The following is a 14,753-nucleotide window of genomic DNA, read 5'->3' as shown; positions in this document are numbered from 1 at the left end:
TTTATTTTGCGCAATCGCATCAATAATATGTATGATAAATGAAAAAAAGATGGGGGACTTAATTGTGAAAACTTTCAACCGCATAGCAACAGAAGATGACCTCAAAGCGATCGTTGATATCTACAATTCAACCATTGCTTCAAGAGAAGTGACCGCTGATACAGAACCAGTTTCTGTTGAGGACCGCCGGCAATGGTTTTTGAATCATTCCGAAAAAAGACCTCTCTATGTGAAAACAGATGAGGATGGAATTATCTACGGCTGGCTGAGCTTTGAAACATTTTACGGTAGACCTGCATACAACGGGACCGTTGAAATGAGTATCTATTTGAACCAAGACTATCGAGGAAAAGGCTTAGGCTCACTTTTCTTACAAGAAGCCATTGAGTTAGCACCGTCATTAGGCATTCGAACGTTACTTGCCTTTATTTTCGGGCACAACGAAGCCAGCATTCGACTATTTAAAAAGCACGGCTTTGAGACATGGGGCCACCTGCCACGCATCGCAGAAATGGACGGCAGCAGATACGATTTAGATATCCTAGGAAAAGAATTATAAAACGAGCGTCTCCCTGACAAAGAGACGCTTTTTTATGACGCATGTAACAGCTGTTCAAACTGTTTCGCATTTTGAAGAGATTTTCTTTGCAGAATGATACCTTGTTCATCAATGAGAATTGCTTGTGGAACAACCGTTACCCCATACAGCTCCATAATTTGTGAAGAACGAGTATACACAGCTTGGGACGGAAGCAATTCAAGGATCGGCGTATCATCCGCCTGCTCATCTCCATTAATAATAATGAATTGAGTATCATCGCCAGCGATTTGCTGCTGCAGATCTGCCAAAATACTTTTGCACGTCATACAAGTAGAATTCACAAATAACAGCATCACAGCACTCCCACTTTGAAAATATTCCTTCAAAATGACCTTCTTCCCTAAATGGGAATAGCTTCGAAATAACGGTGCAGGATCCCCCACATCCGCTTCCTTTAATTCAATTCCATCAAGGGTTTTAATTTTATTCATAAATTTTCCGATAAAACGGGCGAGCAAAAATATCACAGCCAGCTGAGCAATGACAATGAATAACACAATAATCAATAGAATATCTGTCATTTCACATCGTCTCCTTCTATAAATAATTCAAATTGATTGATCCATTTTCTTTTAAACATTAAGACTTCTTGACCCACCGCTATTATGAAAGAGACAGCCACGGCAATGAGAAAACAAATAATGTTATATTGCCATGGAATGGTTTCTACATAGGAATGCACATAAAACAATCCGATCACAAGAGACAGCATCGACACATTGCGAATCACAATTCCCCAGTGAAGGCGTTCATTATCAAGTAGTCCACCACAGCCGCAAGAAATATCACGATGTCCTCTCAATAAATTGAAGGTCACCGCTCCAGTATAAATACATAAAAGTGCTGTAAGACCAATCGCAGGTACAAGAGTCATGTGCCATATGAACAAATAACCAGTACAAACCAATTCAGCAGTTAAAAACAAATAAAACATGGGTGCCGTGAAAGAAGGAGGCAGCAGCCGATAAGCATCCATCTGCTGCATATGTGCCGTCTGTTTTTTCACTTTATCAAACCATGCACCCGCAAAAATGATCCCTAGTAAATAGACACCTATATAATAAAAGACACTCACCTTACGCCATCTCCTTTTGTTGAAATAATTGAGATTGTGCCTCGTAAAGCCTTTTGTACTCTCCGTTCAACACCATCAGTTCATTATGGTTCCCCTCTTCAACGAAAGCACCATCTTTCATTACGATTATACGGTCTGCTAAACGGGCCGCTCCCATTCGATGTGTGATAAACAAGACACCCTGATCCTGCGTGTGATCGAATAGCTTTCGAATGAGTGAAATTTCCGAGAGTGGATCAAGAGCAGAAGTCGGTTCATCTAAAATGATAAAATCACTCTCTCTAAAGAAGGTTCTAGCCATCGCGAGCTTTTGCCATTGTCCGCCAGACAGTTCATGTCCTTCTTCAAAAAACCGTCCAAGCTGTGCATCATACATTTCTTCCATTTGATGAATTCTTTTCTCTATGCCTGCTTGCCGTGCAGCTGAGATCATCCGCTCTTTCTCGTCCATATGATCAATACGGCCAAACCCGATGTTTTCTTTCACAGTGAACTCGTACTTCATAAAATCTTGAAAAAGAACAGCCATTCTCGCATGGTATGACTTTTTATGAATGGTAGAAATAGACTCACCGTTGACTTTTTGCATATTCGGCTGATCTGGATCATATAAACCGGTCAAACATTTGATCAAGGTGGTTTTACCTGATCCGTTATCCCCCACCAATGCAATACGTTCACCTTTATTGATATGAAAATGTATATGCTCAATGGCAGGTGTTTTCATATTCGGATAAGTAAATGAGAGATTTTCAAGTGTAATAGACTGAATAGACTCGATCTTCCGAAGCGATGCCCCCTCTTCTACCTGCTCATGAATTTCTTCTTCTCTCTTTTGAAAAGCTCTCATTTCATCAATATAAAGACTTGTTTCATATAAACTAGAACATTCTCTTGTTAAGTCCTGAAAACCACTTTGGATGTTTTGCACCGCTTGCAGCACAGCGACAAATGTCCCGGCAGCTAATTTTTTTTGAAAAATAAGAAAGACAATAAAAAGACCGCAGCATACATAGGAAAATGTCATAAGCAACCCGCCCGCCATCTCCCAGCGAACTTGCCGCTTAAGCAGTTTATATTTTTCATCTGCACTTTTTACATAATGACCTTTCCATTTCTGAAGAAGATAATCCCCGATTCCATATAAACGGATTTCCTTCAATGAATCTCGTTGCGCAACAAGATCGGACACATACATTTCTCTGCGGTCATTGGCAGTTAACATGCGGTTTAATTGATAACGCGCTCCTCCAAAGAAAAGCTCAATCCATAAGACAGGCAGGGTAAACACGATCAGAATAACTGCCAAGCCCCAATGGATACCGATCATATAGATAAGAAGTGATACAACAGTAATCAATGCGCTCATGATTGTAAAGATACTTCTAACCATACTCAGAACATGCTGATGACTGTTCATCACACGTTGACTTTCATTGTAAAAAGACGGGTGTTCAAATGTAATAAACGGCAGCCTGATCGCCTTTTGAAGCAATTCACCCTTCAAATGCAGACCAATCAAATTTGTCGCTTTCTGCTGGCTAAGCTGAAGAACGAATTGAAGCCCATATCCTAAAACCACGATGACCATTTGCAGTCCAAATAACCACAAAACCTTTTGAATGTCTCCTGAAGACGTCATAAATAAAATAATTTCATTAATCAAAGTTTGAATAATCCAGACACTAGCCAAAGGCATAAAACCAACGATTACTTGGATCAATAAGGTAAGAAGAAGATAAGATCGACTTCTTTTCCAAGTATAGGAGATTGCATATAGACAATGGTTCACTGTACTCATCAAACGCTCCACCTTACACCATTTAGTATAATTGACATATTTTTGATATTTGTATTATGATAGCTTTGCGTAACTTCACTCTGAGAGGACGATATACGATGAATTCAATCTTACTTTTACAGCTTACTCTTATTCTTTGCAGCCTATTATTAACGATCGGAGTCATCATCTATTTAAAACAACAAATGGAACTGATCATTTTACCGATACAGCATGTTGGACAAAAACTAGTGCATCCGCTGCTTGATAAACCATCACCTATTCCAGTGAATGATTTACTGCAAACCAACAGTAAGCAGCAGCTGCTTATTTTCACTGATACATCATGTCCGCATTGCATTCCATCACTTGAACAATTCCTAGAAACGAAAAAGCAGCGTAAATTAGACATTTCATTTAGTATTTTGCTAAAGAATGGGCAAAAAGAGGATCAAGAATTATATCGTGATAATAAAACCAACATGCGAATTATCCCAGTGGACGAACAAATGATAGACACATTCCAAATTGAAGAATTTCCGTATTACATCATGGTAGAAGAAGATGAAATCATCTCATATGCAGCACCTTTTCCGGATGGTCTTTATTCAAGGATATCTGCAAAATAAAGATAAATGAGGCATGTGAAGAATATCAAACACATGCCTCATTTTTTTATTGTGGATCTGAGTGAATATCTAGATCTTTTTCCCCTGCAGCAGCTTCACTTGCTTCATCTGAAGCCTGTTCCTCGGCTTGTTCAAACTCACTCCGTGCCTCATTTGAAATGTCTACTTGGTCACCATGCTGATTCACAGTAACAGACGAAGAAGACGTCTCTTTTTGAGCCTCTTTCTCTAGTTCCTTTAATTTAGAAACATGAAGTTCCAAATCTTTACCTTGCTGAACTAAAGTAAGTTGTTGAAATAATGCCTTTCTCTCTTCTGGAGAATGGTCACCTTGAACAATTTGAGCCGCTTGGGTTAAAAAAGAATTTGATGATTGACCCGCTTGACGCCTATTTGACGTCTGCATAGCATTTGTTAAGAATGAAATTGAAGATATGCTCATGCGTTCACATCCTATTAAATAAGATCCTTAAATTTAGCAGCCACATCTAACGCGTTCTTGACTAGTACAAATCTCACCTGTGTCACGATCCACGTAGTAACGGAAAGTTCCAACACCTTGAAGGAAACAAGTCGGTGCTGATTTACATGAAGTGACTAATTTTTGCAAAATACATCTTGCAGCTGCAGGTTGAACATTGGTCATTTTGTTTAAGAAACGATCTAACATATGAATTCCACCTTCCAATTTTTATGGTAATACAACACAATAATAACCAATTAAAAGACAACTAACAACATATTTTGATAAATTTACTAATTATTTTTTACTATCAATCTTGTTTATGACATAATTTGTCGATAATTTTAATAGTAAATGTTACTTTTTTCTTATTTGAAAATAATTTATTTATCCATAAATAGTGAATTGAAGATAGAAACATTTTCATTAATCAACATTCACTCTTCCTAAAGCACTACTTACTCAAGTATGATAAAGAGTGAATACATAAAGGAGTGAACACCAATGCAACAAACTGAGAAAATCATTCAATCTCTTCATTCAATCGTAAAGTGGGGAAAGGTTGGTAGTATCTTTCTCTATATTTCAGGCGGTCTGGCTATTCTTATTGGTTTTTGGCTTGTTCTTCCTGCAGCCCTTGGCGTCTTCCTCATTATGATGGGAATCCATGTACAAAAATCTGTAAAAGCAGCTGAACAATTGATTCAGGCTCCTGATACTTCTTACGAAGAATTATTAGAACAATACGCTAAGATGATGAAAATGCAGACACTGTTTGCCATTTCAAGTATTGCCGCAGTTATTCTTTCATTCATTGCCATTGTTTTGATGCTTATACTAGGCGGGTTAGCCTTCCTCCAAGAAATACCTTATGATGTCCAGCAGTATGAAGGTGATTACGAACAAGAACTCGGTGACTTTTATTAATCGAGTGGGGTATCAATGGTCGTTCGATACCCCTTTTGTTTTTATCATTTGGCTTGGATTATCCCCCTATGCTTGACATTCAGTCTTGTTCATTTTAAAATACAAATCGTAACTATTACGAATTAAAGGAGGATCCTATTACTTATGCGCGTGAAAATTACGTTGGCCTGTACTGAAACAGGTGACAGAAACTACATCACAACAAAAAATAAAAGAACGAATCCCGACCGATTGGAGTTAAAAAAATATTCTCCTCGATTAAAGAAATATACCCTTCATAGAGAAACAAAATAAATTTTTTAGACAATAAATCGTAATGATTACTTTTTAAGTGAGGCGGAAAACAAAATGATCGTTTTCAAAAGGACAAAAACAAATGAATAAGCGTATACCTGTTACAGTATTAAGCGGCTTTTTAGGAGCAGGAAAAACAACGATATTAAATCATGTTCTTCAAAATCGTAAAGGATTAAAAGTGGCTGTGATCGTCAATGACATGAGCGAAATTAATATTGATGCAGAACTAGTCAAACAAGGCGGTGAGCTTTCTCGATCAGATGAGAAACTAGTTGAATTATCTAACGGTTGTATTTGCTGCACTTTGAGAGAAGACTTGTTAATTGAAGTAGAACGCCTTTGTAAGACAGGTAATATCGATTATATTGTCATTGAATCAACTGGAATTAGTGAACCAATTCCCGTCGCTCAAACGTTTTCTTATATTGATGAAGAAATGGGCATAGATTTGACCCGCTTTTGCCGTCTAGATACGATGGTCACAGTAGTAGATGCAAATCGCTTCTGGACTGATTTCCAGTCAGGAGAGAGTTTATTAGATCGTAAAGAAGCGGTTTCCGATGACGACGAACGAGAAATTTCAGATTTACTCATTGATCAAATTGAATTTTGTGACGTGCTCATTATCAATAAATGTGATCTAGTATCATCCTCAGAGTTAGATCGACTTGAGCATGTGCTGAACAAACTACAACCAGAAGCATCTATCATCAGAACCTCACAAGGTAAAGTACAGCCAGATGACATATTGAATACTGGTTTATTTGACTTTGAAAAATCAAGTGCTTCTGCTGGATGGATCAAAGAGATCAACGCAGGACATGCTCAGCATACGCCGGAAACAGAAGAATACCAAATTTCATCCTTTGTTTACGAAAGAAGACTCCCTTTTCATACAGGCAGGCTGAATAATTGGTTAGATCAAATGCCTGAGCAGATCGTTCGTGCGAAAGGTTTTACTTGGCTTGCCACACATCATGATTTAACCATTTTAATTTCACAAGCTGGGAAATCTGTTGCGATTGAACCAATTGCATACTGGATTGCTGCTTTGTCTGAGCAAGAAAAAACACGGATATTAAATCAGGAACCAGAGCTTCTAGATGAGTGGGACGCAGAGTTTGGTGATCGTCATACAAAACTTGTGTTTATCGGTGTGGATTTGCCTAAAGCAGAAATTATTCGCACTCTTGATCAATGCTTGCTCACACCTGAGGAATTTGATCAAGATTGGACTACATTTGAGGACCCCTTTCAATGGAAAATACAAAATTAGGCCAGGAGGGTTTTAATTGGCAAAGAAATCTAAGATTGCTAAAGAAAAAAAACGGCAGCAGCTTGTATTGAAATATGCAGAATTAAGGAAAGAGTTAAAAGAAAAAGGTGACTATGAAGCTTTACGGAAATTACCTAGAGACTCTTCCCCTACCCGCTTAAAAAACCGTTGTGAATTAACCGGCCGTCCAAGAGGTTACTTAAGGAAATTCAAAATGTCTAGGATTGCTTTTCGTGAGCTTGCCTATAAGGGTCATATCCCTGGGGTGAAAAAATCGAGCTGGTAAAGAATGATTTGATCTTATCACAGCACTCGGAAAAGTAAAGCGGCACAAAACGATGAAAAATCTATTTTCAAGTCTTATCTCATGCTTTTTGAAGTTCAAAATAGGCATTTAAAAACCAGCAGAATCTCTGCTGGTTTTTTATAATGAATGAGTTCATAAGATAAAATAACCTGTTCGCAAAAAAGGATTTTCAACAATGATTACGCCATTTTTCCTTCTTTTCAAAAATACCTGATCATGATACTTTGTTGTCATTATCCACCGATGTATGACATTTCAACCTTTTTCTGATCTTTTTTCTGCTCTCTCTCAGCTGAATATTGATCAAGTCTATTCGACCATAGTTCCTTTAACAAGTTTGCTAACTCTTCATTATCTTTTGTCGTACGAATCATCCGTTTCAGATCAAAACCCGATGATGCAAACAGACATGTAAACAATTCCCCGCGTGCAGATAGCCTTGCTCTGTTACATGTTCCGCAAAAAGCATCTGAAACGGAAGAAATAATGCCTATCTCTCCTGAACCATCTTTGTAAAAAAATCGGTTGGCTACTTCACCTGTATATTGAGGAGGTTCTGGTTTGATAGGATATGTTGAATTAATTAATTCAATTATTTCATTCTTTGTCATGACATGTTCTAGATTCCATTTATTCGTATTACCGACATCCATAAACTCGATAAACCTGAGAACGTGTCCTTCTTTTCTAAAGTAAGCCGCCATTGGTAGGACATCCTGATCATTCACACCTTTTTGAACAACCATATTAATCTTGATAGCAAGTCCAGCCTTTTTTGCCGCCTCAATGCCATCAAACACTTTTTGGATAGAAATGTGCCTTCCGTTCATTTGCTTATAACGATCGGGATTTAATGAATCTAAACTAATGGTGACTCTATTAAGACCAGCTCTCTTTAACTGATCAGCATATAAAGGTAAAAGCGTTCCATTGGTTGTCATCGCAATGTCTTCAATCCCTGGAATTTTTGCGAGCTTTTCTATTAAGACAGGCAGATCCTTCCGCATTAAAGGTTCCCCGCCCGTGATGCGTATTTTTACCACACCTAGATTCTTTACAAAAAGGGTAGCAAGTCGTTCAATTTCTTCGAAACTAAGCAGTTCTTCTTTTTTCAAGAAAGGATAATCTGGTCCAAAAATTTCAGCAGGCATACAGTACGTACATCTAAAGTTACAGCGATCAGTTACTGATATTCTTAAATCGCGCAATGGTCGATGTCTTTTATCTAAAATACTGTCCATACTTTGCCTCCTATTCTGTAATACGCTGAGGATGAGTGTAAATATTAAAGGATTTCCCTCTGACGAATCCAACTGTCGTAATATTTAATTCTTCTGCCATTTGAAGCGCTAGCTCAGTAGGTGCTGATTTTGAAATGACGATAGAGACTCCTAGTTTTGCTGCCTTCAATAGAACTTCTGACGATATCCGGCCGCTAAACACAAGAATTTTATCTCTAAGTGGGATTCGATGGAGTAAACAATATCCATAAATTTTATCTAAAGCATTATGTCTTCCTATATCAGTTCTAGTGATGAATAGCTTCTCTGTGTCACACAGTCCAGCATTATGCACTCCGCCAGTATGTTGAAATAATTGACTTTCTTCTTGCAAACATTTCATGAGATGCATACAGGTTTCAGCAGAAATACTAATTCGATCAATGGCTGTTTTTGCCGTCTTCACATCTTGAAGAAAATAAAAGTGTCTTCCTTTCCCGCAGCATGAACCAATCACTCGTTTTGTAAAATCTGATGAATCAAATCCACTTGAGTGAACTAAATCAACATAGGCAAAACCCAGACTTTCATCTATTGTAAACCTTTTAATCTCATTTTCAAATCGAATGACCCCTTCTGAAGCCAAAAAACCGATAACCAATTCTTTCAGGTGCTCTGGTGAACAAACAAGTGTCACAAATTCTTCTCCATTCACCATCACAGTTAAAGGAAATTCTTCTACAATTTCATCAGATTTGCATGTAAACTGGCCTTCACGGTATTGGTGTATGACTCGTTTCTTTTTAACAGAAGGATTCATTGTATGATCTTCCTTTCAATGCAAATTTAGTTATATGATCCAATCAAATTGTGATATTATTTTAAAAAGTCATGAAAATGTAACATATTTCTATCTTATCAAACTTCTTGATTGCTTTATATGGGAGGGAACAAAATGAACAAATCGAAAAATCGCTGGCTCATTGCAACAAGTGCTGTAGGAATTCATTTATCTATTGGGTCTGTTTATGCTTGGAGTGTTTTTACGAATCCTTTACATGAAGCCTTTCAGTGGTCATTAACAGAAATCAGTCTCACCTTCAGTATTGCTATTTTATTTTTAGGTTTATCTGCTGCTTTCATGGGACATTTCGTTGAAAGGTATGGTCCAAAGGCATCGGGGCTCTTCTCAGCTATTTTCTTCGGCATCGGAATGACTGGATCAGGATTCGCTGTCCACATGTCCTCACTGCCCCTTCTCTATTTATTTTATGGTGTACTTGCTGGAATAGGTTTAGGTGTAGGCTATATTGCACCTGTATCAACTCTAGTCAAATGGTTTCCGGATCGAAGAGGGCTTGCAACCGGCTTAGCCATTATGGGGTTTGGATTTGCTTCTCTTATTTGCAGCCCAATTATTCAATTTCTCATTGAAAAAGTGAATATCGCAAATACTTTTTATATTCTTGGAATCTCCTATTTTATCATCATGGTGATCTCATCTCTTTATTTATCACCACCAACACCTGATGACGTCAAGCAATTTGACGCATTCAAAACAAAGCAAGGAAAAATTCCTCAAGATTTATCACAGCTTACTGCAAATGAAGCGATCAAGACAAGACGTTTTTATTATTTGTGGCTTATGCTTTTTATTAATATCACATGCGGAATTGCTATTATTTCAGTAGCGTCACCTCTTGCTCAAGAAAGTGTTGGGTTCACTGCAGGTGCTGCAGCTACTCTTGTGGGCATTTTAGGTGCTTTTAATGGGTTAGGACGAATTGGCTGGGCATCGTTCTCAGATTATATAGGAAGACCGAATACGTACACGATTTTTTTCAGTATCCAGCTCATTGCTTTTCCTTTACTCCCCTATTTAAAAGAACCGCTCATCTTTTCAATCGTCATGGCGATCATTTATACGTGCTATGGAGGAGGATTTGCTTCAATTCCAGCTTATATTGGGGATTTGTTTGGTACAAAGCAGCTTGGTGCCATACACGGTTATATTCTGACGGCTTGGGCCGCTGCGGGTTTAGCAGGACCCCTATTTTCATCCTTCATCCGAGATATAACAGGTAATTACACACAGAGTCTTATGGTGTTCTCTGGCTTATTTTTCATCGCTTTTATCATATCACTTCTTATTCGGAAGGATATTCAGCAGCTGAGAGAAACAAGCCCACCTGCTGCTTCCTCTGTCTCAGCCCGACCTTAATTTGAATTTGACAGAATCACAATCTAAAGGTAATTTTTAGATATGAAAACGCTTTACAAAGTAATAGGAGGGTGATGATCTCATGGGGAAAACTAAACATAAGGGGCCTGTTAAACTCAATAAAAAACCCTCACCAAAGCTATGGGCCTCTTTTGCACCAATGGGGCTTGGCAAAGTGAAACCGAAACACATTCGAGATACGATGAAGGTGGCATGGGAAAACAAAGATAACCTTCCCTACGCGTACCGTATTTTAACGCAGGGCGTTTGTGACGGCTGTGCCCTTGGCGTCTCAGGACTGTATGATCAAACGCTCGCAGGACCCCATATATGCACTACAAGACTAAATGTACTTCGTCTTAACACAATGCCAGCTATTGATCCAAAATGGTTTGAAGATATTCATCAGCTAAAGCAAATGGACAGCACCTCTCTTCGCAAGCTTGGGCGAATTCCTTATCCATTGCTCCGAAAAAAAGGTGACAATGCCTTTACACGTATTTCTTGGGATAATGCACTTGATCAAATCGCAGCTAAAATTCAATCAATTGATAAACGGCAGCTTGCTTTCTATTTAACCGCCAGAGGAATTACAAATGAAGTTTATTATACCGCTGCAAAGGCAGCTCGATTTATAGGGACGAATCATATTGATAATGCTTCTCGCATTTGCCATTCACCAAGTAAAACCGCTCTTAAACGGTCCCTTGGCATCGGCGCTTCCAGCTGTAATTACAGTGATTGGATTGGAACGGATGTATTAATTTTTTGGGGATCTGTCGCAGCAAACAATCAGCCTGTTTCCACTAAATATATGTACGCTGCTAAAAAGAAAGGGACAAAAATTATCGTCATCAATCCATATAAAGAGCCTGCCATGGAAAAGTACTGGGTTCCTTCTATTCCAGAGAGTGCTTTATTCGGGACAAAAATTGCGGATGATTTTTACCAAGTCAATATAGGCGGAGATATTGCGTTTATGAACGGCGTCATCAAGCATTGGTTTGACATGGAGCAGCATGCTCCCCATTCAGCTCTTGATCACGAATTTATTCAAAACCATACAACAGGCATACAGGATTTAAAACAGCATGTCGCACAGTTGAAGTGGGAGGACCTAGAAGCATCATCAGGTTTATCAAAAGAAAGAATGAAGGATTTTGCAACACTGCTTGCCAATGCTAATTCAGGTGTTTTTATTTGGAGTATGGGCCTTACTCAGCATCGCTTTGCAACTGATAATATATCACAGGTTGCCAACCTTGCCATGCTGCGAGGATTCATTGGCAGAAAACATTGTGGTGTCATGCCAATTCGGGGGCATAGCGGTGTCCAAGGTTCCGGTGAAATGGGCGCTGATCCATTCGTTTTGCCGGGTAGTGATTTTGATGAAGAGAATATTGAAAGAATCGAACAAATATGGGGATTTGACATTCCTAAATGGCATGGTGACACCATTGGGCAATCCTTTGAAAAGATGGCTCTCCCAAAAGATCATCCACAAAAACTCAAAATGCTGTTTACGAGTGGTGGAAACTTTTTAGAAACGATGCCAAATCCAGAAGCGATTGAAAAAGCATTATCTGAACTAGAACTCCGTGTCCACCAAGATATCATTTTGAATACCTCTACGCTGGTAGACGCTGAAGAGGCGGTAATTGTTCTGCCTGCTATGACAAGATATGAACAACCAGGCGGCGGCACATCAACCAGTACAGAACGCATGGTATATTTCAGTCCAGAAATTGAAGGACCTCGTATTGAAGAAGCCAGAGCAGAATGGGACATTTATGTTGATCTTGCGAAAAGGGTCCGGCCAGAAGATGCCGAGCTGATTCATTTTGAAACAGCTGAAGACATTCGTCGTGAGATAGCGATCGCCAATCGAAACTATGATGGCATCCAGCATTTACGTCATAAGGGAGACGTTTTTCAATGGGGAGGCGCATGGCTTTGTGAAGATGGCGTATGTCCAACGCCAGACGGAAAGGGACATCTGCTTCCTGCTCAGCTGCCTCAATATCGAAAAACCGAAGGACATTTCAATATTACGACAAGAAGAGGAAAGCAATTCAACTCCATGATTTACAGTGAAAAGGATGCCTTTAATGGTGGAAAACGTCATTCTATCCTAATGAATGAAGAAGATGCAAAGGAACTTTACGTCCAAGAAGGTGATCCAGTTGTTCTCTTTAATCAATATGGATCCTATCAAGGAGTGGCTCAATTTGGAGAGTTGAGACGTGGCAATATCGCAGTTTATTGGCCGGAAGGGAACGTTTTAATTCCTAAAGGTGTGTATGAGAGTTACTCACAGATTCCCGAGTATAATACGGCTGCCATATTAGAAAAAGCCGAAACTTTCCATGCAAGAAAGGATCAGCATTACGTGGAGAAACGAATTGATGAATTAGAAACGACTTTGAATTAATCGTCAACTTAAAAACAGCTGGGGTTGTTTCCCCAGCTGCCATTCACTCTCTACTGACCAAAAGCGCTCGCTTCTTGTTGAAGAATGCGGTTCAATTCTTCGGCATTTGCAGCCGGTTGATAATGTCCTCCACCCGCTTTTGCAACAGATTTTAAACTTTTTGCTTCTTTTTCATTTACGTCGAACCCAATGATATTGACGATTGTATCTATTCCTTCTTCATGTAATTCCTTTGCTGCTTGTGAAGGGCTTCCACCACAAGTTTCTTCACCATCACTGACAACATAAACAATATTTTTCCCTTCAGCCTGGTGATCTTCAAAATCTTGTTTCGTATCAGTTAATGCTTTTGCAAGTGGTGTCCAGCCGGTTGGCTTATACACATTTAGTGCTTGCTGAAATGTTGATGGCTCATATGATCCAAATCCGTAAACAGCTTCAGAACTTGAACAAGAAACGGCTTTCCCTGCATTTTTATTGGTTCCTTCATGACCAAACACACGAAGCAGAACTTGTGTATCTTCTGATAAAATGCCCGCAAAGCTTTGAATAGACCGTTTGGCGATATCGATTTTCTTTTCACCTTCAACTGATTGTGCCATGCTGCCGCTTAAATCGAGTAATATCACCACATGAGCAGGCGGCTCTTGTTTTGTTAAAGCATGAGCAGGTGAAGAAAGAAGCAGGACAAGACTAGCCAAAATGGTTAATATGATATTTCTTTTCATCAATAAAAACCTCCATTTTTTACTTTTGTACAGAAAAAGAGAAACGAAAGCATGAATCAATCGTTTCCCTTTTGTTCAGCAAGTTATTCGTGTAGTTTTAATGATTCTGCTGATAAGATAGAACCCATTTCTTTACCAGTGCTTGCTTGGTAGTAATGGCCTTTACCAGCTTTGGCTACTTGCTTCAATTGACCTTCATAGCCATCGTTAAAGTCTAACCCGATCACATTTACAACAGTTGATCCTTTTGAGTTATGCAATTCTTTTGCTACTTTTACTGGATCTCCGCCACAAGTTTCTTCACCATCAGTGATTAAGTACACAATATGCTTTGTTCCTTCAGTAAGCTGCTCATCCGCTTGCTTTGCATTTTCAAGTGCACGTGCAATCGGTGTCCAGCCATTTGGTCCAAGTCCGTTTAAAGAGTTTTCAAAGCTGTCTTTTTCATAAGGCTGTACGCCGTAAACGCCTCTAATGACTTCACATGATTGAGCTTTACCTGAATTTTTGTTGTTTCCTTCAGAACCAAACAAGCTCATACGAATTTTAGCGTCTTTTGGAAGTGATTGAGCAAATTTAAATACCTCTTGTTTGGCGAGATCAAATTTGCGCTCTCCCTCAACTTTTCTTGCCATGCTTCCACTTGCATCAAGCAAGATTGTGACTCTTACATCTTTATTATGTTTTTTGACTGTAGATGCTTCTGCAAATACTGGTGAAGAGATTGACATAGATAATGTCAATACAGCTAAGGTTACGAGTGAGAATACTTTTTTCAACATAATTTTCCTTCCTCCT

The 14,753-nt window shown here is 38.9% G+C and carries 16 protein-coding genes; 8 read left to right on the top strand and 8 right to left on the bottom strand.

Going from position 1 to position 14,753, the window contains the following annotated elements; all coding sequences use genetic code 11:
* Positions 1-49: 49 nt before the first annotated feature.
* A complete protein-coding gene (locus AMR95_RS13625) occupies positions 50-559 on the top strand; it encodes a GNAT family N-acetyltransferase (protein ID WP_047202534.1) in 510 nt (169 codons plus the stop codon).
* Between the two features lie 32 nt (positions 560-591).
* Here the strand turns inward: AMR95_RS13625 and AMR95_RS13620 are convergent, their stop codons facing one another.
* From AMR95_RS13620 to AMR95_RS13610, 3 genes are read right to left on the bottom strand one after another with little or no spacing between them, the layout of a single operon-like run.
* On the bottom strand, positions 592-1,122 hold the full coding sequence (locus tag AMR95_RS13620) for a TlpA family protein disulfide reductase (protein WP_058838569.1): 531 nt from the start codon (positions 1,120-1,122) through the stop codon (positions 592-594).
* Positions 1,119-1,676, bottom strand: a complete 558-nt coding sequence (locus tag AMR95_RS13615) for a MauE/DoxX family redox-associated membrane protein (protein ID WP_058838568.1) — start codon at positions 1,674-1,676, stop codon at positions 1,119-1,121. The genes AMR95_RS13620 and AMR95_RS13615 overlap by 4 nt, the downstream gene beginning before the upstream one ends.
* 1 nt (position 1,677) lies before the next feature.
* Entirely contained in the window at positions 1,678-3,477 is a 1,800-nt protein-coding gene (locus AMR95_RS13610; protein WP_058838567.1) for an ABC transporter ATP-binding protein, read from the bottom strand.
* Between the two features lie 98 nt (positions 3,478-3,575).
* Here AMR95_RS13610 and AMR95_RS13605 point away from each other — a divergent pair, with 98 nt between their 5' ends.
* Positions 3,576-4,085: a hypothetical protein gene (locus AMR95_RS13605; RefSeq protein ID WP_058838566.1), complete on the top strand. Its 510-nt coding sequence runs from the start codon at positions 3,576-3,578 to the stop codon at positions 4,083-4,085.
* Positions 4,086-4,131: 46 nt separating this feature from the next.
* Here AMR95_RS13605 and AMR95_RS13600 read toward each other — a convergent pair whose 3' ends face one another.
* Positions 4,132-4,527, bottom strand: coding sequence for a hypothetical protein (locus AMR95_RS13600; protein WP_058838565.1), 396 nt, complete (start codon positions 4,525-4,527; stop codon positions 4,132-4,134).
* A 525-nt stretch (positions 4,528-5,052) separates the two neighbouring features.
* Between AMR95_RS13600 and AMR95_RS13595 the strand changes: the two genes are divergently transcribed.
* From AMR95_RS13595 to rpsN, 4 genes are all read left to right on the top strand, one after another.
* Complete coding sequence (locus AMR95_RS13595; protein ID WP_039182073.1) at positions 5,053-5,475, top strand: DUF5362 family protein; 423 nt, start codon at positions 5,053-5,055, stop codon at positions 5,473-5,475.
* Between the two features lie 144 nt (positions 5,476-5,619).
* Positions 5,620-5,769, top strand: a complete 150-nt coding sequence (gene rpmG / locus AMR95_RS13590) for a 50S ribosomal protein L33 (protein ID WP_003214771.1) — start codon at positions 5,620-5,622, stop codon at positions 5,767-5,769.
* A gap of 82 nt (positions 5,770-5,851) precedes the next feature.
* Positions 5,852-7,048, top strand: a complete 1,197-nt coding sequence (locus AMR95_RS13585) for a GTP-binding protein (RefSeq protein WP_058838564.1) — start codon at positions 5,852-5,854, stop codon at positions 7,046-7,048.
* Positions 7,049-7,064: 16 nt separating this feature from the next.
* The gene (gene rpsN, locus AMR95_RS13580) at positions 7,065-7,334 is read left to right on the top strand and encodes a 30S ribosomal protein S14 (RefSeq protein ID WP_025093900.1); all 270 of its coding nucleotides are present in this window, start codon (positions 7,065-7,067) and stop codon (positions 7,332-7,334) included.
* Between the two features lie 254 nt (positions 7,335-7,588).
* Here rpsN and moaA read toward each other — a convergent pair whose 3' ends face one another.
* Positions 7,589-8,596 (bottom strand): GTP 3',8-cyclase MoaA, encoded by a 1,008-nt coding sequence (gene moaA, locus AMR95_RS13575; RefSeq protein ID WP_058838563.1) that lies wholly within the window; start codon positions 8,594-8,596, stop codon positions 7,589-7,591.
* Positions 8,597-8,606: 10 nt separating this feature from the next.
* On the bottom strand, positions 8,607-9,395 hold the full coding sequence (fdhD, locus tag AMR95_RS13570; RefSeq protein ID WP_058838562.1) for a formate dehydrogenase accessory sulfurtransferase FdhD: 789 nt from the start codon (positions 9,393-9,395) through the stop codon (positions 8,607-8,609).
* 135 nt (positions 9,396-9,530) lie between these two features.
* Between fdhD and AMR95_RS13565 the strand changes: the two genes are divergently transcribed.
* Both AMR95_RS13565 and AMR95_RS13560 read left to right on the top strand, forming a co-directional pair.
* A complete protein-coding gene (locus AMR95_RS13565) occupies positions 9,531-10,796 on the top strand; it encodes an L-lactate MFS transporter (protein WP_039182087.1) in 1,266 nt (421 codons plus the stop codon).
* Positions 10,797-10,878: 82 nt separating this feature from the next.
* A complete protein-coding gene (locus tag AMR95_RS13560) occupies positions 10,879-13,227 on the top strand; it encodes an FdhF/YdeP family oxidoreductase (protein ID WP_058838561.1) in 2,349 nt (782 codons plus the stop codon).
* A gap of 50 nt (positions 13,228-13,277) precedes the next feature.
* Here the strand turns inward: AMR95_RS13560 and AMR95_RS13555 are convergent, their stop codons facing one another.
* Complete coding sequence (locus AMR95_RS13555; RefSeq protein WP_058838560.1) at positions 13,278-13,955, bottom strand: VWA domain-containing protein; 678 nt, start codon at positions 13,953-13,955, stop codon at positions 13,278-13,280.
* Positions 13,956-14,038: 83 nt separating this feature from the next.
* Positions 14,039-14,737 carry a VWA domain-containing protein gene (locus AMR95_RS13550; protein ID WP_039182096.1) on the bottom strand — a complete coding sequence of 233 codons (699 nt, stop codon included), beginning with the start codon at positions 14,735-14,737 and terminating at the stop codon, positions 14,039-14,041.
* Positions 14,738-14,753: the final 16 nt, after the last annotated feature.

Source organism: Bacillus sp. G1(2015b) (assembly GCF_001482475.1).
Classification (GTDB): domain Bacteria; phylum Bacillota; class Bacilli; order Bacillales; family Bacillaceae; genus Bacillus; species Bacillus safensis.
This window is presented reverse-complemented; position numbering and strand designations above follow the sequence as displayed.

Excerpts from the sequence above, each read along its gene's own strand:
- AMR95_RS13585 (WP_058838564.1), top strand. The coding sequence starts at position 5,852 with ATGAATAAGCGTATACCTGTTACAGTATTAAGCGGCTTTTTAGGAGCA.
- AMR95_RS13620 (WP_058838569.1), bottom strand. The coding sequence starts at position 1,122 with ATGACAGATATTCTATTGATTATTGTGTTATTCATTGTCATTGCTCAG.
- moaA (WP_058838563.1), bottom strand. The coding sequence starts at position 8,596 with ATGGACAGTATTTTAGATAAAAGACATCGACCATTGCGCGATTTAAGA.
- AMR95_RS13550 (WP_039182096.1), bottom strand. The coding sequence starts at position 14,737 with ATGTTGAAAAAAGTATTCTCACTCGTAACCTTAGCTGTATTGACATTA.
- AMR95_RS13605 (WP_058838566.1), top strand. The coding sequence starts at position 3,576 with ATGAATTCAATCTTACTTTTACAGCTTACTCTTATTCTTTGCAGCCTA.
- AMR95_RS13560 (WP_058838561.1), top strand. The coding sequence starts at position 10,879 with ATGGGGAAAACTAAACATAAGGGGCCTGTTAAACTCAATAAAAAACCC.
- AMR95_RS13600 (WP_058838565.1), bottom strand. The coding sequence starts at position 4,527 with ATGAGCATATCTTCAATTTCATTCTTAACAAATGCTATGCAGACGTCA.
- AMR95_RS13565 (WP_039182087.1), top strand. The coding sequence starts at position 9,531 with ATGAACAAATCGAAAAATCGCTGGCTCATTGCAACAAGTGCTGTAGGA.
- AMR95_RS13610 (WP_058838567.1), bottom strand. The coding sequence starts at position 3,477 with ATGAGTACAGTGAACCATTGTCTATATGCAATCTCCTATACTTGGAAA.
- AMR95_RS13555 (WP_058838560.1), bottom strand. The coding sequence starts at position 13,955 with ATGAAAAGAAATATCATATTAACCATTTTGGCTAGTCTTGTCCTGCTT.
- AMR95_RS13625 (WP_047202534.1), top strand. The coding sequence starts at position 50 with ATGGGGGACTTAATTGTGAAAACTTTCAACCGCATAGCAACAGAAGAT.
- fdhD (WP_058838562.1), bottom strand. The coding sequence starts at position 9,395 with ATGAATCCTTCTGTTAAAAAGAAACGAGTCATACACCAATACCGTGAA.
- rpmG (WP_003214771.1), top strand. The coding sequence starts at position 5,620 with ATGCGCGTGAAAATTACGTTGGCCTGTACTGAAACAGGTGACAGAAAC.
- AMR95_RS13595 (WP_039182073.1), top strand. The coding sequence starts at position 5,053 with ATGCAACAAACTGAGAAAATCATTCAATCTCTTCATTCAATCGTAAAG.